At 64.0% G+C, this 23,389-nt stretch carries 19 protein-coding genes; 1 reads left to right on the plus strand and 18 read right to left on the minus strand.

Annotated elements, in window-relative coordinates; genetic code table 11:
* Positions 1-11: 11 nt before the first annotated feature.
* From recN to murB, 8 genes are all read right to left on the minus strand, one after another.
* Positions 12-1,685, minus strand: a complete 1,674-nt coding sequence (gene recN, locus ACH79_RS01585) for a DNA repair protein RecN (RefSeq protein ID WP_161849445.1) — start codon at positions 1,683-1,685, stop codon at positions 12-14.
* Between the two features lie 13 nt (positions 1,686-1,698).
* Complete coding sequence (locus ACH79_RS01590; protein WP_161849446.1) at positions 1,699-2,598, minus strand: outer membrane protein assembly factor BamD; 900 nt, start codon at positions 2,596-2,598, stop codon at positions 1,699-1,701.
* Between the two features lie 322 nt (positions 2,599-2,920).
* Positions 2,921-3,880, minus strand: coding sequence for a UDP-3-O-acyl-N-acetylglucosamine deacetylase (lpxC, locus tag ACH79_RS01595; RefSeq protein WP_161849447.1), 960 nt, complete (start codon positions 3,878-3,880; stop codon positions 2,921-2,923).
* 340 nt (positions 3,881-4,220) lie between these two features.
* Positions 4,221-6,029 (minus strand): cell division protein FtsZ, encoded by a 1,809-nt coding sequence (gene ftsZ / locus ACH79_RS01600; protein ID WP_161849448.1) that lies wholly within the window; start codon positions 6,027-6,029, stop codon positions 4,221-4,223.
* 88 nt (positions 6,030-6,117) lie between these two features.
* The gene (ftsA, locus tag ACH79_RS01605) at positions 6,118-7,437 is read right to left on the minus strand and encodes a cell division protein FtsA (RefSeq protein WP_161849449.1); all 1,320 of its coding nucleotides are present in this window, start codon (positions 7,435-7,437) and stop codon (positions 6,118-6,120) included.
* Positions 7,434-8,429, minus strand: coding sequence for a cell division protein FtsQ/DivIB (locus ACH79_RS01610; RefSeq protein ID WP_161849450.1), 996 nt, complete (start codon positions 8,427-8,429; stop codon positions 7,434-7,436). The genes ftsA and ACH79_RS01610 overlap by 4 nt, the downstream gene beginning before the upstream one ends.
* Positions 8,430-8,742: 313 nt before the next feature.
* Entirely contained in the window at positions 8,743-9,735 is a 993-nt protein-coding gene (locus ACH79_RS01615) for a D-alanine--D-alanine ligase (protein WP_161849451.1), read from the minus strand.
* 114 nt (positions 9,736-9,849) lie between these two features.
* Entirely contained in the window at positions 9,850-10,770 is a 921-nt protein-coding gene (gene murB / locus ACH79_RS01620) for a UDP-N-acetylmuramate dehydrogenase (protein WP_161849452.1), read from the minus strand.
* A gap of 20 nt (positions 10,771-10,790) precedes the next feature.
* Between murB and ACH79_RS01625 the strand changes: the two genes are divergently transcribed.
* Positions 10,791-11,126 (plus strand): GIY-YIG nuclease family protein, encoded by a 336-nt coding sequence (locus ACH79_RS01625; protein ID WP_161849453.1) that lies wholly within the window; start codon positions 10,791-10,793, stop codon positions 11,124-11,126.
* Positions 11,127-11,182: 56 nt separating this feature from the next.
* On the opposite strand, the gene murC is transcribed toward ACH79_RS01625, so the two are convergent.
* From murC to ACH79_RS01675, 10 genes are all read right to left on the minus strand, one after another.
* Positions 11,183-12,586 carry a UDP-N-acetylmuramate--L-alanine ligase gene (murC, locus tag ACH79_RS01630; RefSeq protein WP_161849454.1) on the minus strand — a complete coding sequence of 468 codons (1,404 nt, stop codon included), beginning with the start codon at positions 12,584-12,586 and terminating at the stop codon, positions 11,183-11,185.
* A gap of 158 nt (positions 12,587-12,744) precedes the next feature.
* Positions 12,745-13,845, minus strand: coding sequence for an undecaprenyldiphospho-muramoylpentapeptide beta-N-acetylglucosaminyltransferase (murG, locus tag ACH79_RS01635; protein WP_161849455.1), 1,101 nt, complete (start codon positions 13,843-13,845; stop codon positions 12,745-12,747).
* Between the two features lie 38 nt (positions 13,846-13,883).
* Positions 13,884-15,035 carry a putative lipid II flippase FtsW gene (gene ftsW, locus ACH79_RS01640; protein WP_161849456.1) on the minus strand — a complete coding sequence of 384 codons (1,152 nt, stop codon included), beginning with the start codon at positions 15,033-15,035 and terminating at the stop codon, positions 13,884-13,886.
* A gap of 303 nt (positions 15,036-15,338) precedes the next feature.
* Entirely contained in the window at positions 15,339-16,787 is a 1,449-nt protein-coding gene (locus tag ACH79_RS01645) for a DUF5107 domain-containing protein (RefSeq protein WP_161849457.1), read from the minus strand.
* 109 nt (positions 16,788-16,896) lie between these two features.
* The gene (locus ACH79_RS01650; RefSeq protein ID WP_161849458.1) at positions 16,897-17,109 is read right to left on the minus strand and encodes a hypothetical protein; all 213 of its coding nucleotides are present in this window, start codon (positions 17,107-17,109) and stop codon (positions 16,897-16,899) included.
* Between the two features lie 153 nt (positions 17,110-17,262).
* The gene (locus tag ACH79_RS01655) at positions 17,263-17,646 is read right to left on the minus strand and encodes a hypothetical protein (protein ID WP_161849459.1); all 384 of its coding nucleotides are present in this window, start codon (positions 17,644-17,646) and stop codon (positions 17,263-17,265) included.
* Positions 17,646-19,046, minus strand: coding sequence for a UDP-N-acetylmuramoyl-L-alanine--D-glutamate ligase (murD, locus tag ACH79_RS01660; RefSeq protein WP_161849460.1), 1,401 nt, complete (start codon positions 19,044-19,046; stop codon positions 17,646-17,648). Before murD ends, ACH79_RS01655 begins: the two co-directional genes overlap by 1 nt.
* A gap of 115 nt (positions 19,047-19,161) precedes the next feature.
* Positions 19,162-20,268 carry a phospho-N-acetylmuramoyl-pentapeptide-transferase gene (mraY, locus tag ACH79_RS01665; RefSeq protein ID WP_161849461.1) on the minus strand — a complete coding sequence of 369 codons (1,107 nt, stop codon included), beginning with the start codon at positions 20,266-20,268 and terminating at the stop codon, positions 19,162-19,164.
* Between the two features lie 182 nt (positions 20,269-20,450).
* The gene (murF, locus tag ACH79_RS01670; protein WP_161849462.1) at positions 20,451-21,833 is read right to left on the minus strand and encodes a UDP-N-acetylmuramoyl-tripeptide--D-alanyl-D-alanine ligase; all 1,383 of its coding nucleotides are present in this window, start codon (positions 21,831-21,833) and stop codon (positions 20,451-20,453) included.
* Entirely contained in the window at positions 21,830-23,287 is a 1,458-nt protein-coding gene (locus ACH79_RS01675) for a UDP-N-acetylmuramoyl-L-alanyl-D-glutamate--2,6-diaminopimelate ligase (protein WP_161849463.1), read from the minus strand. Before ACH79_RS01675 ends, murF begins: the two co-directional genes overlap by 4 nt.
* Positions 23,288-23,389 lie beyond the last annotated feature (102 nt).

The raw sequence follows: 23,389 nt of genomic DNA on the forward strand, positions 1-23,389 counted from the left end.
CGTGCCACCGCCTACGCCGTCGCCGCGCGCAGCAGCCGCTCCGCCGCTGCCCGCGCCTCCGCGGTGATCTCGGCGCCGGCCAGCATGCGGGCGATTTCCTCGCGGCGGTGGTCGGCGGCGAGCGCGTTGACGCGGGTGGCGACGCGCTTGCCCTTGTCGAGCGCGTCCTTGGATATCAAAAGATGCTGGCTGGCCCTTGCAGCCACCTGCGGCGCGTGCGTCACCGCCATCACCTGGACCTGGCCGGCCAGGCGCGCCAGCCGCGAGCCGATCGCGTCGGCCACGGCGCCGCCGACGCCGGTATCGATTTCGTCGAACACCAGCGTCGGCGCCGAACCGCGGTCGGCCAGCACCACTTTCAACGCCAGCAGGAAGCGCGAGAGCTCGCCGCCAGAGGCGACCTTCATCAGCGGCCCCGGCTTCGTCCCCGGATTGGTCTGCACCCAGAACTCGACGCGATCGATGCCTTGCGGTCCCGGCGACTTCGCATCCGCTTCGACCTGGGTCGTGAACTTCGCGCGCTCGAGTTTCAGCGGCGCCAGTTCGGCATTGACGGCCTTGTTGAGTTTTTCGGCTGACTTGATCCGGGCCGCGGACAGTTTTTCGGCCGCCGCGCCGTAGCGCTGGTCGGCCTCGGCAGCAGCCGCTTCCAGTTTCTTCAGCCGGTCGGCGCCGGCATCGATCAGCGCGACATCGGAGACGAATTTCGCGGCGAGCGCCGCGAGCCCATCCACCGGTGTCGAATATTTGCGCGAGGCGGCGCGCAGTGCGAACAACCGCTCCTCGATGCGCTCGAGCTCGGCCGGATCGAAATCGGCCGCGACGAGCGCTGCACTGAGATGCTGGTCCGCCTCTTCCAGCGCGTTGATCGCGATATCGATCGCCCGCACCGCCGGCTCGACCAGCGCCGGCGAATTGGCGGCGCGACGTTCCAGGCGGCGCACGGCAGCCGCCAGCGCCGGCACCGGCGAGTTGTTGCCGCCGACCGCCTCCTGCGCCTCGCGCAGGTCGCTGGCGATCTTCTCGCCCTGCATCATGATGGTCCGGCGTTCGGCGAGCGTCGTCTCCTCGCCGTCCTTCGGCTTCAACGCTTTGAGTTCGTCGGCGGCGTGGCGCAGATAATCCGCCTCGCGGGCGGCGCGCTCCATGCTGGCGCGGTGCTCACCCAGCGCCTGGTTGGCCGTGCGCCGCACCTCCCACAGCGTCTCCAGCGCCGCGACTTCCTTCTCCAGCCCGGCAAAGGCATCGAGCAACTGCCGGTGCGTCGAGGCATCGACCAGCGCGCGCTCGTCATGCTGGCCGTGAATCTCGACCAGGACGGCGCCGACGGCCTTCAAGGTCTGAACGCTGATCGACTGGTCGTTGATGAAGGCGCGGGTGCGGCCGTCGGCAAGCTGCACGCGGCGGAGAATCATCTCGCCGGTGTCGTCGAGACCGTTCTCGGAAAGGATCTTCGTCGCCGGGTGGCCCTTGGGCACATCGAAGGTGGCGGTCACCTGGCCCTGTTCCGCGCCATGGCGGACGAGGCCCGAATCGCCGCGGCCGCCGAGCGCCAGCGCGAAGGCATCGAGCAGGATGGATTTCCCCGCGCCGGTTTCGCCGGTCAGTACCGCGAGGCCACGGGAGAATTCGATATCGAGCCGTTCGATCAGGACGATGTCACGGATCGACAGACGCGCGAGCATGCGAAGTTATTTCCTAGCCGAGACCCATCTTCTTGAAGGCCCTGGAAATATAGGAACCCTTGTTCTCGCTCGGCTCGAGACCGCCGGACTTTACAAGATTATAGGCGTCCTTGTACCAGCGGCTGTCAGGAAAATTGTGCCCAAGTACGGCCGCTGCCGTCTGCGCCTCGCCGACGATGCCGATCGACATATAGGCCTCGGTCAAGCGCGCCAGCGCTTCCTCGACATGCCGCGTGGTCTGGTAGCGGGTGACCACGGTCTTGAAGCGGTTGATGGCGGCGGTGTAGTCACGCCGTTCCATGTAATAGCGGCCGACGTCCATTTCTTTGCCGGCGAGCTGGTCGCGCGCGCCTTCGAGCTTGGCCTTGGCGGAATTGGAGTATTCCGAGGTCGGATATTTGCGAATCACCTCTTCCAGCGCCGCGATCGCCTTTTCGGTGCGGGCCTGGTCGCGGGAGATGTCCGGGATCTGGTCGTAATGCGAGGCCGCGATCAGGTATTGCGCATAGGCCGCATCGGGGCTGCCGGGATGCAGCGTGACGTAACGGGTCGCAGCGCCAATGCAGCTATCGTAGTCGCCCTGATTGTAGAAGGAATAGGCCGACATCAGCAGCGATTTGCGCGCCCAGTCCGAATAAGGGTGCTGACGGTCGACTTCCTCGAATTTCTTCGAGGCCGCCTTGTTATCCTTGCGCTGGTTCATCAGGTACAAGCCCTCATTGTAGAGCTTGTCTGCGGGCTCCTCGTTGAAGGTGTCGTCCTTCTGGGTGAACTTGTCCCACAGCGCGCCGGTGCCGCAGCCGCTCAAGGGAATCGCGAGCGCAATCAGGCCCGCTGCCAGCCGCAACGACCGTCCGAGGCTGGAAAGCCTGAGTGAATTGCTGGGTTCAAGCGTCATACGCTGTGCCGACATGGAATCTGTGACCTGACGCCCTGTGATGCGACTGATGAATGAGCCCGCCCGTCCGTGAACCGTCGTCATGGACGTCATATTCCCCGTGCCCATTCCCCGAACTCAATGCGTTTGGTGCCCAATTCTTCAAGGCCCGTGGCGCACTTCGTGCAGCCGCTGGCCTCTCTAGCCGAAAAATGGTTCTCGACCAACCGAATACGCAGCCAATTCGCCCGGATTAAGGCGGCTCGCCTGCCTCGTTACCAATTGTGGTTATTACGGAAAATGCGCCCATGCGGCGCAAAACGGCTCAGAAATTCAAAGATATTACAAAGACGGAGATTCAGGAAACGTCCGGGCCGTAGGCCGGGGCGATCATGCCGCCCACCATGCCCGCGCCTGCCTCGACATGGCTACGGGGACGGCGTGCCGGCTCAGCATCGACCACCCGCCAGGCGCTGCGATCGGCCAGCAGGGCCGTCAGCACGGCGTGGTTCAGCTTGTGGCCGCCGCGCACCGAGCGATAGGCGCCGAGGAGCGGCAGACCGGCCAGGGTAAGATCGCCGACCGCGTCCAGCACCTTGTGACGGGCGCATTCGTCGCTGAAGCGGAAGCCTTCGGGGTTGAGCAGGCGGGTATCGTCGAACACCACCGTATTCTCAAAGGAAGCGCCGAGCGCAAAGCCGGCACTCCAGAGCCGCGCCTGGTCGTTCATGCAGCCGAAGGTCCGGGCGCGGGAAATCTCGCGGCGGAAGCTTTCGGGGCTGAGATCGATCGAATAATTCTGGCGGCCGATCACGGGGTTGGCGAAGTCGATCTCGACCTCGACACGGAACCCGTTGGCATGCGGGCGTAGCTCGCCAAAGCTGTCGCCGATCGCGACCTGGACCGGCTTCAGCACCTGAATGAAGCGGCGGGAGGCCGACTGGGTGACGATGCCGGCCTGATCGATGGCGGCAACGAAGGCAGCCGAGCTGCCGTCCATGATCGGAACTTCGGGGCCGTCGACTTCGATGATGGCGTTATCGACTCCCATGCCGCGCAAGGCAGCGAGGACATGTTCGGCGGTGGAAACCAGCGGGCCCTCGCGGTCGCCGAGAACGGTGGCAAAATCGGTGGCGGTAACGGATTCCGCGATCGCGGGAACTTCGCGGTCAGCCTCATCGAGGCCGGTGCGGACAAAAATAAAACCCGCATCCACGGGAGCAGGTCCAAGCGTCAGGCTGACAGGTAAACCGGAATGAACGCCAACGCCCGTTACGGTGGCTTGCGCACGAAGCGTCGTTTGGCGGCTGAATTTCATCGATAACTGCCCACTACCCGACTTAACCTAAAGACAGGAACCGCGCGCTAGCGCCGATTCGCGTTCTAGGCATCCCCAAGTCACGGCAGACCATAATCATTTCCCAAAGGTCGCCAACTCACGCTTCTTTACGGATTGTTACCCTATCTCTGCCGCATTCACGCCAAGGGTTAACCAAATTCCGGCACGGCCGCCTCCGGTTCCAACTGTGACATTTGAGCACTAAAAGCATAATTAATTCTTTAAAATCAGCTGGTTAGAGAAACACCCACCGTTCCAAAGAGAAAGGCCCCGGCGAGGTCAGCCGGGGCCTTGCGAGTCGCCTCAATTGTTACAAAGCTCAGTTGGCCTGCCTTCGCAGGAAGGCCGGGATATCAAGATGGTCGTCTCCCTGTGGCGCCGAGGCAACAGGTGCGGGGCGGCCATGAACGTCCAGCCCCTGCGGCGCCGGCCGTTTTGCGTACTCGGATACCGGGTCGTGATTCGCCATTTGCTGGGCGACGGTGCGCTGCGGCTTGCGCTCGGGGAGCGGCGGCAGCGGCGCCATTGCCGGGCCGGAGGCACGCGCCGCGATCGGCGGCTCGTTCTCCTCGTCGCGGCGGCCGAGGCCGACATTGGCCAGCCGCTGCAACAGCGACAGCTTGGACTTCTGCGGATGCTCTTCCTCTGCCTCGCCGCGGGCCTGCCGGATTTCGGCCTGCGCCGGCATCGGGAGATCCTCGAACTTCGGCATCCGCGGCGTGCGGACCGGCGGACGTTCGGCGGCCTGCGGGATGAAGGTTTCGGGCGCCGACGGCTCGGGCTCGACGCGAGCGGCTTCCTTGTGGTCCGGGAACAGCGACGGCTTCTGCGCAATCGGGCGAACCGTGACATCGCCATAGGAGGCCGGCTGGATCGGCGCAGCGGCGGCAGGTTCCGGCGCGACCGCCGCGGCGATCGCGGCGAGCGCCGCGCGCTCGACATTGCCGCGCGGGGCCGGCGCAGCGCCCGGTGCGGGAGCCGGAGCGATCATCTGCGGCGCAGCCGTCGGCTCGAGCTTCTGGGCGCGCTCGGCCAGACGCGCATTATCGGCGCGCAGGCGAGCGGTCAGTTCGGCCAACCGGTTGTCCGGCGAAGCCGGGGTAGCGGCGGCCGGGGCAGCGCCAGCAGCGGCAGCAGGGGTGCTCGCGTTGCGCGCGATCTGCGACTGGTCGATGCCGGTCGCGACCACGGACACGCGGATGATGCCGTCGAGCGATTCGTCGAAGGTGGCGCCGACGATGATGTTGGCGTCCTGGTCGACTTCCTCGCGAATCCGGGTGGCGGCTTCGTCGACCTCGAACAGGGTCAGGTCCTTGCCGCCGGTGATCGAGATCAAGAGGCCGCGCGCACCCTTCATTGATGAATCGTCGATCAGCGGGTTGGCGATCGCAGCTTCCGCCGCGGTCAGCGCACGCTTCTCGCCGGTCGCCTCGCCGGTGCCCATCATCGCCTTGCCCATCTCACGCATCACGGCGCGGACGTCGGCGAAGTCGAGGTTGATCAGGCCTTCTTTCACCATCAGGTCGGTGATGCAGGCGACGCCGGAATAGAGCACCTGGTCGGCCATCGCGAAGGCGTCGGCGAAGGTGGTCTTTTCGTTGGCGACCCGGAACAGGTTCTGGTTCGGGATGATCAGCAGCGTGTCGACCACCTTGTGCAGTTCGGCAATGCCGGACTCGGCGGTGCGCATGCGGCGCTGGCCTTCGAAGTGGAACGGTTTGGTGACGACGCCGACGGTGAGGATGCCCATGTCGCGCGCGGTCTTGGCAATCACAGGCGCTGCGCCGGTGCCGGTGCCGCCGCCCATGCCGGCGGTGACGAACACCATGTTGGCGCCCGAGAGGTGGTCGCGCAGCTCGTCGATGACTTCCTGCGCCGCCGCCGCGCCGACATCAGGCTGGGACCCCGCGCCGAGGCCCTGCGTCACCTGGGTGCCCATCTGCACGATGCGCTGGGCCTTCGACATCGTCAGCGCCTGCGCGTCGGTGTTGGCGACGACGAAATCGACGCCCTGCAACCCGGCAGTAATCATGTTATTGACGGCATTGCCGCCTGCTCCACCGACGCCGAAGACGGTAATCCGCGGTTTCAGCTCGCTGATGTCAGGGGGGGTCAGATTGAGTGCCATGGTTGCCTCTCCTACGACGCGCGCGTTGGTTCGCCCCGGCCGACGGCCGCGGGATTTGGTGAAAATCGTTTGGTCATTGGACCGGTCATCAGAAGCCCTCGCGAAGCCATCGTCCGACCTTTCCGAAATAGCCGTCAGTCCCTGTCCTGAGCTGCCGCGTATGCCGCGGTTCGACGTGTTCCAGATGAGCGTATTGCGGATAGACTAGGAGGCCTGCGGGCACCGCGAACGAGGCGCTCTTGGCCTCGTTGGGCAGCCGGCCGAAGCCGAGCGGACGGCCGATGCGGACCGGCCGGTTGAGAATGCGGGCGGCGAGTTCCACGGTGCCGGTGAGCTGGGAGGCGCCGCCGCTCAACACAACCCGCGCCCTCGGCTCTGCCGCAAAGGGGGAATCCGCGAGCCGGTCCCGGACCATTTCAAAAATCTCCTCCGCGCGATGCCGGACGATGTTGGCAATCGTGGCGCGCGAGACGATCTGCGGCGCATCGTGTTCCTCGCCCGCAGTCGGTACAGACATCAGCTCGCGCGCATCGGACCCGCCGGTCAGCACGGTGCCATATAACGTCTTGATTCGCTCGGCATCCGCAATGCATGCGCCGACGCCGCGTGCAAGATCCATCGTGACGTGCTGGCCGCCGAGCGCAAAACCGCTCGCATGGACGAACCGGCCGCCGGAATAGGTCGCGATCGTGGTCGAACCTGCGCCCATTTCGACCACGGCGGCGCCGAGATCCGCCTCGTCGTCGGTCAGCACCGACAGGCCTGCGACATAAGGACTCGCCGCCATGGCCTCGACGTTCAGATGGCAGCGCTCGACCACCAGCATCAGATTGCGGGCAACGGTGGCATCCACCGTCACCACCTGCATGTCGACGCCGAATTGCCGGGCCACCATGCCGCGGGGGTCCCGGATGCCCTTGACGCCGTCGAGCGCATAGCCGACGGGGAGCGCGTGAAGCACCGTGCGCCCCTCGCCGGTGGCGTGGCGCATGCCGGTGGAAGTCACGCGGGTGACGTCGTCGGAGGTGACCGCGCCGCCCCTGATATCGGCGGCAGCCTCAACAAGCTGGCCCTGCAACCGGCCGCCGGAAACCGACAGCAATACCGACTCGACGCGGACCTTGGCCATGCGTTCGGCCAGCGCCACCGCCTGGCGCACCGCCTGCTCGCATTCGGCGAGATCGATCACCGCGCCGGCCTTGACGCCGCGCGACTGGATCTGGCTGTAGCCGATCAATTCCACCGCATGGCTGCGGCCGCGCAGCGCCTCGCTCGGCGGCGACGGCTTCAGCCGCGCGATCATGCAGGCGATCTTGCTGGTGCCGATATCGAGCGAGGCCACCAGCGCCGTGCGCTTGTGGTCGACGGGCCGCGTCTTCGGGGTCTGGTTGCGATCGAGGCCGGTCATGCTGAATCACCGGGCTTTTTCTTGGTCTTCTTGTCCTTGAACAGCTCTTCGCGGGCCTTCGCCGCGTCTTCCGACAATTGCACCGTGAGCCTATCAGGCAGGCGCATGTCGACGGCAACGATGTCGCGCGAGAACAGCCGGTCTTCCTTGTCGAGCTTGCTGAGCATGGCCAGCGCGTTGCCGACGTCGTTTTCCGGCAGGCGGATGTCGAGGCCGTCCTTCAGCCGCAAATTCCAGCGCCGCTCGCCGACGAGGATCGCGGCCTTGGTGACCGCGCGAACCTGCGGGTATCGGTCGAGCAGCGCGAGGAAATCGCGGGCCTTGAGGTCGGCGCCCTTTCCCACCACCAGCGGCAGCGTCACGAAGCGGCGCGACACATAGGGCTCCAGCACGGCGCCGTCGTCGGAGATCACGGACAGCCGGCCACCCTGCTGCCACAGCGCGAACGCCGTGCGCTCGACGAGGTCGATCTGCAACTGGCCGGGATAGAGCTTCAGAATGGTCGCATCAGCGATCCACGGATTGGCCTTGAGCTTGTCGCGCAGGGTAGCAGCATCGAGGAACAGCAGCGAGGAGCGGCCATTGACGCCGCCGATCGCGAGCACCTCGTCCTGGCTCAATTGCCTGCGGCCATTGATGATGACTTCGGTAATGCGGAAGCCGGCCGAATTGGCCAGCGCATTGCGCGTGTCGCTGAGCGCGGTCGTGAATGCGTCGAGGTGACCACCCTTGACGATGCCAAAGCCGGCGCTGCCGAGCAGCATCAGGACGGTCAAGGCGACGCCGAGGCGATTCGGAAGGTAGCGCTCGACCAGACGGACCATGCGATTCGATGGCTCGCGATCAATCACAGGTTTGGCCGAGGTCCGGGCACGGGCGCGACGGCCCAGCCACTCGCGCAGCAGCACGACCGCTCCAATAGCGGCTGCTTTCAGGTCAGCCTGGGGCCCCACCGATCTCACCGACCGCGTGAGGCGTCCTGCACCATCCATTGCACGAGCCTGTCCAAGTGTTGTTCCCGCAAGCGTTTTTGCGGGTCTTCGCGAGTCTTGGCTCAGATGACGTCTCGGCCGTGCCGGACTTAAGTGCTGACCTGAAGTCGGAACAGCGCACACCCCGGCAGCCAAGCGCCACATGCGCCGCCAGCGTTAACCTTCGGACTTACTGGTAAACAAAGTGTAAAAACGCGGGGGTGCGGGTGCGTTTTGATACGTCTTTTGAGTAGTTTGCCGCTCAACTGTTAGGATTTTGAAACAATTTTAGTGGTCGAGCCCCCGGTTCCCCGTTAACTCCCGGCCGGGACAGTCAAGTCCGGCCGCGGGCGCGCCGTTCGGCCAAGGCAATCTGATCGCGCAAAAAATCCGGAAATTCGATCCCCTGGACCTTGAGCGCCTTCGGGTAGAGCGAGGCCGCGGTCAGGCCCGGCAAGGTGTTGGTTTCCAGATAGACCAGCCCCCTCTCCGAGACGATGAAGTCGGTTCGGGAATAGCCGGTGCAAGACAGCGCCTTGTGCGCGCGGAGCGCCTGATCCTGCAGTTGCGCCGTGATTTCAGGCGAGAAGCGCCCCGGGCAGATCTCCTGAGTCGATTTCAGCAGATATTTCGCCGTGTAATCGAAGGCGCCCTCCTCCGGGACAATCTCGATCGGCGGAAGCGACATTGTTGTCCCATCCGATTGCTCCAGCACGCCGCAGGTCGCTTCCACGCCCGCGATGTACGCCTCGATCAGATATTCCTCGGTCTTGGCGGCGTTGCGGACCGCGACGAGATCCTGCTTGGCGTTGACGAAGATCAGGCCATAGCTCGAACCGTCGCGCGCCGGCTTTGCGATCAGCCTGCCGTAATCGGCAAACGCCGCGTCAAGGTTTTCCAGGGCGACGCCGTCCGGCGTTGCAACCCCCGCAATCGCCACAAACCGTTTCGCCGCGGTCTTGTCGAAGGCGAGGTTCGACGACGCCGAACCGGAGCCGGTGAAGGGAATGCCGCGGATTTCGCACATCGCCTGCAGCTCGCCGTTCTCGGCCCGGCCGCCGTGCAGGCCGAGTACCAACACTCGATCCTCGGCCTTGGCCTTGTCCAGCGCCGCCTCGAGCGCGATGCCGCGGTTGGCCGGCTTGAACTCATCCTCGAAGGGACGCGAATGCTCTAGCAACGCCTTCGAATCGACCTCATGAACGGTATCCGCCACATGCCAGAACCAGAGATCGGCTTCCGGCAAGGCGCGGTGCAGCGCCTGCGCGCTCGCCACCGAAACCAGTCGCTCTTTATTGGTGCCGCCGAAGAGAATGGTTGTCCGCATCAGCCTCTACCTGTCCGTCATTCCGGGGCGATGCGAAGCATCGAACCCGGAATCTCTTTCCGTAATACTGTGTCGAGATTCCGGGTTCGCGCTGCGCGCGCCCCGGAATGACGACTATGCGGGAATCCCGATCCGCTTGATTTCCCAATGTAGCTCTATGCCCGAATTCGCTTTAACCCGCTCGCGCACGGTTTCGCCCAAGGTTTCAATATCATGGCCGGTGGCGTTGCCGGTGTTGATGAGGAAATTGCAGTGCATTTCCGACACCTGCGCCCCGCCGACGCGCAAGCCCCGGCAGCCGGCGGCGTCGATCAGTTTCCAGGCGCTGTTGCCGGGCGGATTCTTGAAGGTCGAGCCGCCGGTCTTTTCGCGAATCGGCTGAGCGGTTTCGCGGTGATTCTGCACCTCGTTCATCCGCGCGCGAATGGTTTCAGCGTCGGTGATCTGCCCGCGAAGACGCGCGGAGGTAAAAATGACCGAAGTGTCGACACCGCTGTTGCGATAGACGAACTTCATGTCGGCATTGGAGAAGACATGCCTGGTGCCGTCGCGGCCGATGCCGACAGCATCGAGCAGCACGTCCTTGGTCTCGCTGCCATTGGCTCCAGCATTCATCCGCAGCGCGCCGCCGATCGTGCCGGGAATGCCGAAGAAGAATTCCATGCCGCCGATCGTGGCAGCCGCCGCCGTTTCCGCCACGCGCTTGTCGAGCGCGGCCGTGCCGGCGCTGACGACGTCGCCCTCGGCTCTGGTCTCGCCGAACGCCCGTGGCGACAGGCGGATCACCACACCTTCCATGCCGCCGTCGCGCACGATCAGGTTGGAGCCGACGCCGACGACATAGACCGGCAACTCCTTCGGAAGCAGCTTCAAGAAGTAGGCGAGATCGTCTTCATCCGCCGGCGTAAACAGCACCTGCGCCGGCCCGCCGACGCGAAACCAGGTCAACTCCGCCAACGACTGGTTTGCGAGCAACCGCCCGCGCAGTTGCGGCATTGCGGCTTTCAGATCATGCGTGATGTCGGGAAAGGTCATGCGAACTCTCTCAACTCGTCATGGCCGGGCTTGTCCCGGCCATCCACGTCTTGCAGACTATCCGCATGGCAGGCGGCTATGTTTACATTCTGACGAACCGACCGAACGGCATCCTGTACGTTGGGGTGACAAGCGATCTTGTCCGCCGGATATTCGAACATCGCTCGGGATTCGTCGACGGCTTCACCAAGCGATATGGTTTGAAACGATTGGTCTATTTCGAGCAATTCGACGACATCCGAGACGCCATCCAGCGCGAACACAACATCAAGCATTGGCCCCGGGCCTGGAAAGTTCGGAAGATCGTCGCCATGAATCCGGATTGGAACGACCTTTTCGATACCATCGCGACCTAAAGACGTGGATGGCCGGGACAAGCCCGGCCATGACGAAACTGAGAGCGATGAGCCCATCACCCCAACGCCTTCAGTTCGCCGGGCAGTGCGTAGGCCCATTGCGTGATGTTGCCGGCGCCGAGGCACACGACGAGGTCGCCAGAGCCTGCGAGGCCGTGAACGATTTTTGCCAGCTCCGCCGAACCCGGTAGCGGGATCACCTCGCGATGGCCGTGGGCGCGCAGGCCGGTGACGAAATGGTCGCGGTCGATACCTTCGATCGGCGCCTCGCCGGCCGGATAGACCTCGGCGACGATAACCGCATTGGCATCGTTGAAGCAGGTGCAGAACTCCTCGAACAGCGACTGCAGCCGGGTGTAGCGATGCGGCTGCACCACGGCGACGACCTTGCCGTTGGTGGATTCACGTGCCGCTTTAAGAACAGCCGCGATCTCGACGGGGTGATGGCCGTAATCGTCGATTACGGTAACGCCGTTCCACTCGCCGGTCCGGGTGAAGCGCCGCTTGACGCCGCCAAAACCTGCGATCGCCTTGCGGATCGCGTCGTCGGACATGCCGAGTTCATGCGCCACCGCGATCGCCGCCGTCGCGTTCGAGGCGTTGTGGCGCCCCGGCATCGGCAGCATGAGATCCGCGATCTCACGCGTGGCGTCGGTCTTGCGGTTGCGGAACACGACCTTGAATGTCGACCCGCCGCCGTTCGGCGTCAGGTCAACCAGCCGCACGTCGGCCTGCGGGTTCTCGCCATAGGTGATGATGCGGCGGTCCTCGATCTTGCCGACCAGGCTCTGCACCACGGGATGATCGGTGCACATGACCGCAAAGCCGTAGAACGGTACGTTCTCGACGAAATTACGGAACGCCTCCTGGATCGCCTCGAATGTCTTGAAGTGATCGAGATGCTCGGGGTCGATGTTGGTGACGATCACGACATCGGACGGCAGTTTCAGGAACGTGCCGTCGCTCTCGTCCGCCTCGACCACCATCCAGTCGCCCGCCCCGAGCCGCGCATTGGAGCCGTAGGCGTTGATGATGCCGCCGTTGATGACGGTCGGATCGAGACCGCCGGCATCGAGCAGGGTCGCGACCATCGTGGTCGTCGTGGTCTTGCCGTGGGTGCCGGCGATGGCGACGCAGCTTTTCAGCCGCATCAGTTCTGCCAGCATTTCGGCGCGGCGCACCACCGGAATGCGCTGGGCGCGCGCCGCCATCAATTCGGGATTGTCGCGCTTGATCGCGGTCGAGACCACGACGACGTCGGCGCCGTCGACATTCTCTGGCCTGTGGCCGACCGAGACCTTGACGCCCTTCTCCCGCAGCCGGGCGACATTGCCGCTCTCGGAGGCGTCCGAACCCTGCACGATGTAGCCGAGATTGACCAGCACCTCGGCGATGCCGCTCATGCCGATGCCGCCGATCCCGACGAAGTGAATGGGTCCGATCTCGCGCGGCAGTCTCATGAAGTGTTCCCTGTCGTCATCATCCGCCTTGTGCGCAATTGCACACAGGAACGGATGATCCAGCATTCCGCGAGGCCGAGGATCAAATCAGGCGCCGCGGAGTAATGGATGCCCCGCTTTCGAAGGCGCTGACAAGGGGCTATTTTGCGGACAACCGCCTAGATTCCGGCGGTTTTCATCACCAGATCGGCCAGCCGTTCGGCAGCGTCGAGCCTGCCGACCTGGCGGGTGGATTCAGCCATTGCGGTCAGCCGGGCGGGCTCGGCGGCAAAGGCGGAGATTTCGGCCGCGAGCCGATCGGGCGTGAATTCGCCTTGCGGGATCCGCAAGGCGCCCTCCACCTTGGCCAGCACGCCGGCATTGGCGAACTGGTCCTGGTCGATCGCACCGGGCAGCGGCACCAGAATCGAGGGCCGGCCGATCGCGGCGAGTTCCGCCACGGTGCCGGCGCCGGAACGCGAGACCACGAGATGGCTGGACGCCAGCCGCGCCGGCAGGTCTGTGAAGAACGGCGCGAGTTCAGCCTTGATCTTGAGCCGGTCATAGATCGCGCGCACCCGCGCCATGTCTTCCTCGCGCACCTGCTGGGTCAGGACCAAGCGGCTCCACAGCACCGGCTCGAGCCGTTCGACGGCTGGCGGCACGATGTCGCTCATCACCCGCGCGCCCTGGCTGCCGCCGATCACCAGAAGACGCAGCGGCCCGTTCGGTTCGGGCGACGCGAACGGCTCCGCGGCTGCGGCAAGGATCGCAGGGCGCATCGGTGTGCCGACAGTCGTGGCCTTTCCCGCGAGCGAGGGATCGCGATCGAGCACGCCCGGCAGCGAGGTCGCGATCGCGTTGACGCGGCCGGCGAGAAAGCGGTTGGCCCGGCCGAGCACGGCATTGGCATCGTGAATGATGGCGGGTACGCCAAGCAGCCGTGCCGCGATCAAGGGCGGCAGCGTCGGATAGCCGCCGAAGCCGACCACGGCCGCGGGCTTTAGCCGCCTCACCAGGTTGATTGCGACGCCCGTTCCATAGCCGAGCGTGATGACGGTGCGCGCCAGCGACACGGGATTGCGGCCGCGCACGGTCTCGCTCGGCACCACGTCGATATTGTCGCGGGTAAAGAGCCCGCTGTAGCGCAGCGCGCGGGCATCGGTGGCGAGCCGCACGCGCAGGCCACGTTTGATCAGTTCGACGCCGAGCGCTTCGGCCGGAAACAGATGGCCGCCGGTACCCCCGGCGGCCAGCAGAATGAGAGGCGCATTGTCCATGGCTTCAAATAGCTGACGCCGCGGCGCTAGTCACGCCCTCAGGCGTATCCGCGCGCCACGCCGGCGGCGTTCATCGATTCCACCTCGGTGCGCGGACGCTGCCGCGTCAGCGCCAGCATCATGCCGACGCCATAGGCCAGCGAGATGATCGACGAGCCGCCATAGGAGATGAAGGGCAGCGTCATGCCCTTGGCCGGGATCAGTTGCAGGTTCACCGCCATGTTGATCGCCGCCTGCACGCCGAACAGGATCGCGAGCCCCGAGGCCGCAAAGCGCGCGAACATGTCCTCGCTGGCATAGGCGCGCGTCAGCGTGCGGATCACGACGAAGGCAAACAACGCAACCAGCGCCAGGCAGAGGATGATGCCGAATTCTTCCGCGGCCACCGCGAACACGAAGTCGGTGTGGCTGTCCGGCAGGCTGCGCTTGGCGATACCTTCGCCGGGCCCGAGCCCGAACCAGCCGCCGTTCCAGAACGCTTCCATCGCCATGTCGACCTGGAAGGTGTCGCCGGAGGCCGGATTCATGAAACGCTTGATGCGGCCCGCGACGTGCGGAACCAGCAGATAGGCGCTGAACAATCCGGCGGCGGCCGCGCCGGCAAGGCCGGCCACCCAGATCATCCGCATGCCTGCGATAAAGAACAGCGCGCCCCACACCATCAGGATCAGTATGGTCTGGCCGAAATCCGGCTCCATCACCAATAGCGCCACCAGCATCAACAGCAGCGCCATCGCCATCGAGGTCGCCGGCATTTCCGGCCGCTTGGTCGATTCCGCAAACAGCCACGCCGCCATCACGACGAAGGCAGGCTTGGCGGATTCGGACGCCTGGATGTTGACGCCGAGCAGCGTGATCCAGCGCCGCGATCCCTTCACCTCGGCGCCGAAGACCAGCGTCGCGACGATCAGGATAACGCTCACCACGAACACCAGTAGCGCCAACCGGCGGATCTGCTTCGACGACAGGAACGACACCCCGACCAGCACTAGCAGAGACGGCACCAGGAACAGCATGTGCCGGCTGAAGAAGTGGAAGGGATCGAGCCCGATCCGGGTCGCCACCGGCGGGCTCGCCGCCAGCGACAGGATCACGCCACCCAGCATCAGCGCCATGATCGCGCCGAGCAGCAGCTTATCCACGGTCCACCACCAGTCCGAAAACGGGGTGCGTTGGTCACGGTGGAGCATGGGCGTCCCCAAATGGCAGAGGTATGCCCATTGGTGGAGCAGGATGGTTTATGGGGGGTTAATGGGATGGGTAACTTTTTAGATAGAACTCGGTCGCGTCCAACTAAAAGTCGTCATACCCGCGAAGGCGGGTATCCAGTACGCCGCGGCTTCTCCGTTCGATTACCGGCGTCTCTGGAATACTGGGTCATCCGCTTTCGCGGGTGACGACAGTTCGTAGGATGGGTGGAGCGAAGCGATACCCATCAATTGCGTTGGCGAAAGATGATGGGTTTCGCTGCGCTCTACCCATCCTACGGTCAATTACTTTACTCTCGTCTCCGCCGCGATCAGCTCTTTGCCTTCCGCGGTCCTGATCGTGAGCTTCACCTGTTCACCGCTGCCGCTGGCCGGGATCGTCGCGGAAATGCGATTTCCGTTCTTCGGGTCGGCTTTCACGGCGTCGTCGAACAATATTGCATCGCCGCGTTTCAACGTTACGCGCAACGGCGTTGCCGGTTCGATACTGAAGAACTGAAGATGCACGCCCGCTGCCGCGGCTGACAAATTGATCAGGATATTCTCGTTCGCATGTGTCACGTTGCTCATGCCGACGGTCGGGCTGTAGGTTTCAGGAATTGACACTTCGCCCCGTGCCGGAAGCCTGGCGCGATGGAAAAACTGGTCCGACACGCCCGCCCACAATTCGACGTAAGGCCGCGCTTCGCTCGGATCCTTGCGGACGTCGGTTTCGTTCGCGAACGACGAAAATCCCCACGTCCACATCTTTAGGCCCGGCGTGACCGTATTGTCCGCGATCCGGATGATCCCCTCTTCATTGTCGTGATTGATCACACCCCAGAAATTCCCGCCCTGCATATCGGGCGCCGCGTACGCGATGCCCATGGTCGGCCAGTTCTTGAAGTGGCGCAGCTTTTCGAAACGGCTCCTGCCCGTGCCTGCGCTCTCATCGCCGCGGGACAGATTGGCCGACCAGGCGGGCGTGGTGTAGGCCTCGATCGGCGCGATGATTTCGGCGTCGCCGGTTGTCTTGGGATTCTTCGGGTCCGATCCTGGTGCGAGCGTCGTGCAGGTCCAGTACTCGTACTCGACCGCCTTATCGTGCGGATTCTTCAACACTACCCGCGCATCGAGCGCGGCGCGATCAGCTTTCAGCGTGACGTAGTAAGTCGCTTCGATACCTGTCGCCCCCTTCAGGAAACGCCCTGGCGCGGCGGAATACGCGAAATCATCTTTGAGCGACATCGACACCGTCACTTCGCTGGCGCTCGCCTTTACGACCTTGAAATCCCACGGCTTCAGCCACGCCTTGCCATGCTCGGCATCGGGGAACGTCGGGAAGATGCCGCCATACACCATCAGCCAGTCGTAATAAAAATTGCCGGCGTTCATCCCGTAGGGCACACCAACCTCCGTGCGATAAAGTTGTTCGTGGCCGGTCGGCTTGTAGATGATGGAAAGAATGCGGCCGCCAAATTCCGGGACGAGCGTTACCTTCAGATAACGGTTCTCGAGCACGTGGGTCTTGAACGTGCGATCGACGATGGTCTGCTTGTCGAGCGACCCGTCGACGAATCCGTTCTCCGCGGAGGTCGCGTACTTGACGGTGCTCCACGTGATCGTCGACTCGCTGAGAGACACGCCGTCGGGCACCGGCGAAGCCGCATCTGCGACGAGGTGAAGCGCAAAGGTCGTTGAAATAAAAGCAAACGCAAAGGCAGCAAGGTTGCGTGAGGGAACATGAACTGCCATTTGCGACGCCCTCGAACGAGTAGGATGAATAGAGCGAAGCGAACCCATCAATCTGGTACCGCAGCGATGGGTTTCGCTGCGCTCTACCCATCCTACGCCATCGGCATCCTCACGCCACCGGCTTGACACCCGGCAGCGCTGCTTGCGCGTTCTGCAACGCCTCGATCAGTTGTCCCAATTCTTGCCTGCCAAAAAAGACTTCAATATCGCCGTTTTGTCTGAGAGACAGTGCAAGTCCGACGATCTCACCTTCGACGCGGACCAAAGCGAAAGCTTCATCTCCGCTATCGCGGTCTGTAAAGGGGATCATGGCAACCTGCATCGGAATTGCCCTCTTTCCGGTCCTAGCCTTGGAGGATGGGTTTCGCTTCGCGATACCCATCCTCCGATTACTAAGGGAACCGATGGGTTTCGTCGCGCTCAATTACGGTTCGGAATACCGGGGCGCCCGCCTTCGCTGAACGGTGATCGGCTCTCACACCGGCTTGATGTCCGGAAGTGGTGGGCCGAGAAGTGGGCTCCGATCCATGTATTCGCCGTCGTCTTCCTGGGCGAGCAGGATTCCTGCAACGATAAACCCTCGCCACCCGATTCCCCGCAGGGCGTAAACCTTATTCCCAGGCTCGATCATCTCAATCGGGTTGCTGCGAAACTCGCGCAGGTACTCTCGATCTTCCTCCACGATTTCGAAGCCTTCGAACCAAGAGCGGATCTCCATAGCGCGCACGTCCCGGACCAGCACATCGATGCGTGTGTGATGCTCGTTCGTCTTCCCGCTTCTAAGCAATAGGAGTCCGTGACTTGCTTCGTAGCTAAATATGGAAAATTTTCTGTCCGATTTGAATGATGAGATTGCCATCACACCACCGGCTTCACGCCTGGCAGCGCCGTGACGAGATCGCGGAACGCGGCGCCGCGGATTTCGAAATTACGGTACTGGTCGAACGAGGCACAGGCGGGCGACAGCAGCACCACGGGATCGGCAATCCCCGACGCCTCCGCATCGCGCGCGGCGCTGGCCACCGCAACATCGAGCGTTTCCGAAATCTCGTGCGGCACGCGTTCGCCCAGCGTTCCCGCAAACTCCTGCGCGGCCTCGCCGATCAGATAGGCTTTGCGGATGCGCGGAAAGTATTCGGTGAGGCCGGTGATACCGCCCTGCTTCGGCTTGCCGCCGGCGATCCAGTAAATATCGGCGAAGGAAGACAGCGCGTGCGCGGCGGCATCGGCATTGGTGCCCTTGGAGTCGTTGACGAACAGCACGTTGCCGCGGCGGCCGACCTGCTCCATGCGATGCGCCAGACCCGGAAAGCTGCGCAGGCCGTTTTGCAGCGTATCGGTCGAGATACCCATTGCGAGCGCGCAGGCCGCGGCGCAGGCCGCGTTCTGCGCGTTGTGCAGGCCGCGCAGCGAACCGATACCGCCCAGCCTTGCGACCTCGCGGCGCGCACCGCCGGACGCCTGCACGATGGTTTCGCGCTCGACGTAGACGCCGTCGGGCAGCGGGTTCTTCACTGATATCCGCGCCACGCGCTTGCCAGACTGATCGAGGCGATCGGCGATGTTGCGGCACCAGCCGTCATCGACGCCCACGATCGAGGTGCCCTGCGGCTGCACGCCGGCGACGAGCCGCGCCTTCACGGCAGCGTAGTGCTCCAGCGTGCCGTGGCGGTCGATATGGTCTTCGCTGACATTGAGGAGAATGCCGACGGACGGATCGAGCGAGGGCGCGAGGTCGATCTGATACGACGACATCTCGACCACATGCACGCGCCCCATCCGCGGCGGCTCCAGCGACAGGATCGCGGTGCCGATATTGCCGCCCATCTGGGTGTCGTAGCCTGCCACCTTCATCAGATGCGCGATCAGCGCGGTCGTGGTCGACTTGCCGTTAGTGCCGGTGATGGCGACGAACGGCGCGTCCGGCGCATGACGGCGGCGCTCGCGGCAAAACAGTTCGATGTCGCCGATCACCTCGCAGCCGGCCTGCCGCGCCATCAGCACGGACCAATGCGGCGCCGGATGCGTGAGCGGCGCGCCGGGCGTCAGGATCAGCGCGGAAAAGTTCGACCACGACACCGTGCGCAGATCGGCCGTGGTGAAACCGGCCTGCGCCGCCTTGGCGACGTTGTCGGCACTGTCGTCGCCCGCGATCACCTCCGCGCCGCCGGCCTTCAGCGCGTGGCAGCTCGCAAGGCCGGAACCGCCGAGACCGAAGACGGCGACCGTCTTGCCTGCGAATGACGTGACGGGGATCATGCGGCACACGTCATTCCGGGGCGATGCGCCAGCATCGAACCCGGAATCTCGAGATTCCGGATTGCCGCTTCGCGGCCTCCGGAATGACGGTTGATAGAAAAACTCCCCAAGAACATCACCGCAGCTTCAGCGTGGAAAGGCCGGCGAGCGCCAGCATCACCGAGATGATCCAGAACCGGATCACGATCTGCGGCTCGGTCCAGCCCTTCTGCTCGAAATGATGATGCAGCGGCGCCATCCGGAACACGCGTTTTCCCGTCAGCTTGAACGAGGTCACCTGCACGATCACCGAGACCGCTTCCAGCACGAACAGGCCGCCGATCACGGCGAGCACGATCTCGTGCTTCACCGCCACCGCGGTCGCCCCCAGCATGCCGCCGAGCGCGAGCGAGCCGGTATCGCCCATGAAGATCGAGGCCGGCGGCGCGTTGAACCAGAGGAAGCCGAGACCGGCGCCGAGCACCGCGCCGCACAGCACTGCAAGCTCGCCGGTGCCGGCGACATATCGGATCTGCAGATAATCCGAAAACACCGCGTTGCCGGTCAGATAGGAGATCATGCCGAAGCTGGCGGCGGCGATCATGACCGGCACGATGGCAAGCCCATCGAGACCGTCGGTCAGGTTCACCGCATTGCCGGCGCCGACGATGACGAAGGCACCGAAGATCACGAAGAACCAGCCGAAATTAATCACGACGTCCTTCAGGAAGGGAATCGCGAGCGACGTCGATGTCACATCGCGGCCGAGCCGCACCAGCGCGTAGCAGGCCACAAGCGCAATCACCGCCTCGATCAAAAGCCGCAGCTTGCCGGCGAAGCCGCTGTGGCTCTGCTTGGTCACCTTCAGATAGTCGTCGTAGAAGCCGACGAAGCCGAAGCCGAGCGTCACCGCCAGCACGATCCAGACATAGGGGTTGAGCGGGTTGGCCCACAGCAACGTCGAGACGACAAGGCCGGAAAGGATCATCAGCCCGCCCATTGTCGGCGTACCCTTCTTGGAGATCAGGTGGGATGCCGGGCCGTCGGTGCGGATCGGCTGGCCCTTGCCTTGCCGGAGTCGCAGATGATCAATGATCCAGGGCCCGAACAGGAACACGAACAGTGCGCCCGTCACCATCGCCCCGCCGGTACGGAAAGTGATGTAGCGAAATACGTTCAGCGCGCCGCGGAAGATGCCAAAACCGGGAACGGTGTTGGAAAGCTCGATCAGCCAGTAAAACATTCAGGTAGGCCCTATCACGCGGCTTGGTTGCGCCGTCTTTGGAGGGAAGCGCTCCGGGAACGTCTTCGTTCCGGGAGCGCCTTGATAATCGTTTTCATCCTCAAACCAAGCAAATCCTGGTCATGCATGGGGTATTGACGAATCGCCTCTCGTGGAAGCAACGGCAGCCGGGTGCGGCCAGTCTACGCCTTTGCCTGCAAGGCGGCCAGCAGGCGGGGCACAAACTTGTTCACCCAGAACATCTTTTTGCTGCCCTTGACCACCACCACGTCCCCGTCCCGCAGCAATGCGGCGATTTGTTGGGGATCGAGCGTGGCCGGATCTTCATGCCAGCCGAGCGCCCGCTCCGCCGGGACGAGATCATATAAATGACGCATCAAGGGACCGACGCAGTAGATGCCGTCGATATCAGGCAGGTCTGCCGCGAGCTTCACGTGATAGGCGGGCGCATCAGCACCCAATTCCAGCATGTCGCCGAGAATAGCGATGCGCCGGCCAGATTTCACCGGCCGCGCCTTCAGGCTGCCGAGCGCGGCCACCATGCTGGCGGGGTTGCCGTTGAAACTGTCGTCGATCACGATGACACCATTGGCCGACTGTTCCACGCCGCGGCCGGTCATGATGCCGACATGACCGAGTTCTTTCGCCAGCGCCGCCGGATCGAGCCCGGCCGCATGGATCGACGCCAGCGCGGCGAGCGCATTCTGCAGGCGGTGCGGCGCGCCGGGCGTCAGGCCGAATTCGATCGGCTTGCCGTTGACCTGAACGGCAACGTTCCAGCTCTCGCCCTCGGGCGTGTGCTTCAGTTCCCGCACCTCGGAGGCTTCGCCGAAGCGAACGACCTTGCCGTTCCATTCCGGCGCCGCGACATCATCAGGCAACACCAGCACGCCGTCCTTGGGCAGGCCCTGCGCGATGCTCACCTTCTCGCGCCGGATCGCTTCCAGGCTGCCGAGCTTTTCCAGATGCACCGGCTGCACGTTCACCACCAGCGCCACCGTCGGCTTTGTCAGTTCGCTCAGCCGCGCGATCTCGCCGGTCTGGTTCATGCCCATCTCGACGACCCACACGCTCGCGCTTGGGCTGGCATTGCACAGCGTCAGCGGCACGCCCCAGAAATTGTTGAAGCTGCTCGGGCTCGCGTAGGCATTCGGATAGGCGGCGAGGAATTCCTTGGTGCTGGTCTTGCCGGCGCTGCCGGTCAGGCCGATCACCGGACCGTTGAAGCGCGCCCGCGCCGCGCGCGCGAGCGTCCAAAGCCCGTCAATCAGCGTATCCTTCACGACCAGTTGAGGAACGCTCACGCCGGCAATTCGATGCGGAACGATCATTGCCACCGCGCCGGCCGCCTCCGCCTTGTCGGCAAACTCCCAGCCATCGCGCGCGCTGGCGAAACTGGAGATGAAACCGCCGCTTGGCGTGCCGCTCAGCGCCACGAACAGGCTGCCCGATTTCACCAGGCGGCTGTCCTGCGTGACGAAATCAATCGGCGTGCCGGGGAATTCACCTGACAGCCCCAGCGCGCGCGCAACTTCGGCAACCGTCCACAATGGCGTAGCGCTCATACCACCCTCGCTGCGAGCGCGGTCGCCACCGCCTCATGATCACTGAACGGCAAGACCCTGTCGCCGACGATCTGCCCGGTCTCGTGGCCCTTGCCGGCGATCAACAGCGCATCGCCGGGCTGCAGTGCCGCGATCCCTGCCCTGATCGCCTCGGTGCGATCGCCGATATCGGTTGCGCCCTTCGCTTCGGCCAGAATGGCGGCGCGGATCGCAGCCGGATTTTCGCTGCGCGGATTGTCGTCGGTGACGATGACGTGATCGGCATTCTCGGCCGCGATCGCGCCCATGATCGGGCGTTTTCCCGCGTCGCGGTCGCCGCCGGCGCCGAAGATGACGATCAGCTTGCGTTTCGCATAAGGCCGCAGCGCCTGCAGCGACTTCGCCAATGCATCCGGCTTGTGCGCGTAATCGACGAAAATCGGCGCGCCGTTGTATTCGCCGACCCGCTCCAGCCGCCCCTTGGCGCCTTCGAGATGTTCGAGCGTTGCGAACACCTCGGCCGGATCGCTGCCGGTTCCGATTGCGAGCCCCGCTGCAACCAGCGCATTCTCGATCTGGAATTCGCCGACCAGTGGCAGCTTGATCGTGTAATTGCGCCCGCGATGCTCGAGCGCGAGGTTCTGCGCAAATCCTTCGACGGTGACACCGACAAGGCGGATACCTTCGCCGTCACCATCGGTATTGCCGCCGACGGCAATGATACGCAAGCCCCGCGCCTGCGCCGCATCGATCACTTGCGGCGAGCAATCATGATCGGCCGAAATCACGGCCGCGCCACCAGGCGCGATCAGATCGCGGAACAGCCGCAGCTTGGCAGCGAGGTAATGCGCCTCATCCGGATGGTAGTCCATGTGGTCGCGCGACAGATTGGTAAAACCGCCGGCGGCGATGCGGACGCCATCGAGTCTGAACTGGTCGAGCCCGTGCGAGGATGCCTCGAAGGCGAGATGCGTGACGCCGTCGCCCGTGATCTCGTCGAGCTGCTTGTGAAGCGCGATCGGGTCCGGCGTCGTCAGCGAGCCGTAGACCGTGCGTTTTGGCGATACCAGACCGATGGTGCCTATGCTGGCGGAAGCGTGGCCGAGCCGTTCCCAGATCTGCCGCGTGAACGCCGCCACCGAAGTCTTGCCGCTGGTGCCGGTCACCGCCGCAATCGTCGCAGGCTGACGCGAATAGAATCTCGCCGCCGCCAGCGCCAGCGCGCGGCGCGGATTTGGCGTGACGAGGAACGGCACGCGCCGGTCTGACGAGGCACGGTCAGCCGCTACCGCCACCGCGCCTGCGGCGATTGCCGAATCGATGAAGCGCGAGCCGTCGGTCTTGCTGCCGGCGAGCGCAAAGAACAGGTCGCCCGGCTTCACCGCGCGGCTGTCGAAGCTGAGGCCCTTCACATCGACAGCTTCCGCCTGCGGCTCGATCGCCGCGTCATCGCTGAAGAGATCGCGAAGTTTCATGGTGTTCCAGTCCGGCCCGGCGCAGCACTGCTGCCAGGATAATGATCCGAATCGGATCTTATCCTCTCTATTTTGGGAGCATGATCTTGTCGGAAAACTGGT

The organism is Bradyrhizobium sp. CCBAU 051011 (assembly GCF_009930815.1).
Lineage (GTDB): Bacteria > Pseudomonadota > Alphaproteobacteria > Rhizobiales > Xanthobacteraceae > Bradyrhizobium.

What these genes read in the sequence shown, in the direction of transcription:
- ftsW (WP_161849456.1), bottom strand. Translation starts at nt 15,035, where the DNA reads ATGCTCCACCGTGACCAACGCACCCCGTTTTCGGACTGGTGGTGGACC.
- ftsA (WP_161849449.1), bottom strand. Translation starts at nt 7,437, where the DNA reads ATGACCGGCCTCGATCGCAACCAGACCCCGAAGACGCGGCCCGTCGAC.
- recN (WP_161849445.1), bottom strand. Translation starts at nt 1,685, where the DNA reads ATGCTCGCGCGTCTGTCGATCCGTGACATCGTCCTGATCGAACGGCTC.
- ACH79_RS01610 (WP_161849450.1), bottom strand. Translation starts at nt 8,429, where the DNA reads ATGGATGGTGCAGGACGCCTCACGCGGTCGGTGAGATCGGTGGGGCCC.
- ACH79_RS01675 (WP_161849463.1), bottom strand. Translation starts at nt 23,287, where the DNA reads ATGAAACTTCGCGATCTCTTCAGCGATGACGCGGCGATCGAGCCGCAG.
- murF (WP_161849462.1), bottom strand. Translation starts at nt 21,833, where the DNA reads ATGAGCGCTACGCCATTGTGGACGGTTGCCGAAGTTGCGCGCGCGCTG.
- murG (WP_161849455.1), bottom strand. Translation starts at nt 13,845, where the DNA reads ATGGACAATGCGCCTCTCATTCTGCTGGCCGCCGGGGGTACCGGCGGC.
- murC (WP_161849454.1), bottom strand. Translation starts at nt 12,586, where the DNA reads ATGAGACTGCCGCGCGAGATCGGACCCATTCACTTCGTCGGGATCGGC.
- murB (WP_161849452.1), bottom strand. Translation starts at nt 10,770, where the DNA reads ATGACCTTTCCCGACATCACGCATGATCTGAAAGCCGCAATGCCGCAA.
- ACH79_RS01645 (WP_161849457.1), bottom strand. Translation starts at nt 16,787, where the DNA reads ATGGCAGTTCATGTTCCCTCACGCAACCTTGCTGCCTTTGCGTTTGCT.
- ACH79_RS01625 (WP_161849453.1), top strand. Translation starts at nt 10,791, where the DNA reads ATGGCCGGGCTTGTCCCGGCCATCCACGTCTTGCAGACTATCCGCATG.
- murD (WP_161849460.1), bottom strand. Translation starts at nt 19,046, where the DNA reads ATGATCCCCGTCACGTCATTCGCAGGCAAGACGGTCGCCGTCTTCGGT.
- ftsZ (WP_161849448.1), bottom strand. Translation starts at nt 6,029, where the DNA reads ATGGCACTCAATCTGACCCCCCCTGACATCAGCGAGCTGAAACCGCGG.
- ACH79_RS01655 (WP_161849459.1), bottom strand. Translation starts at nt 17,646, where the DNA reads ATGGCAATCTCATCATTCAAATCGGACAGAAAATTTTCCATATTTAGC.
- ACH79_RS01615 (WP_161849451.1), bottom strand. Translation starts at nt 9,735, where the DNA reads ATGCGGACAACCATTCTCTTCGGCGGCACCAATAAAGAGCGACTGGTT.
- mraY (WP_161849461.1), bottom strand. Translation starts at nt 20,268, where the DNA reads ATGTTTTACTGGCTGATCGAGCTTTCCAACACCGTTCCCGGTTTTGGC.
- ACH79_RS01590 (WP_161849446.1), bottom strand. Translation starts at nt 2,598, where the DNA reads ATGTCGGCACAGCGTATGACGCTTGAACCCAGCAATTCACTCAGGCTT.
- lpxC (WP_161849447.1), bottom strand. Translation starts at nt 3,880, where the DNA reads ATGAAATTCAGCCGCCAAACGACGCTTCGTGCGCAAGCCACCGTAACG.
- ACH79_RS01650 (WP_161849458.1), bottom strand. Translation starts at nt 17,109, where the DNA reads ATGCAGGTTGCCATGATCCCCTTTACAGACCGCGATAGCGGAGATGAA.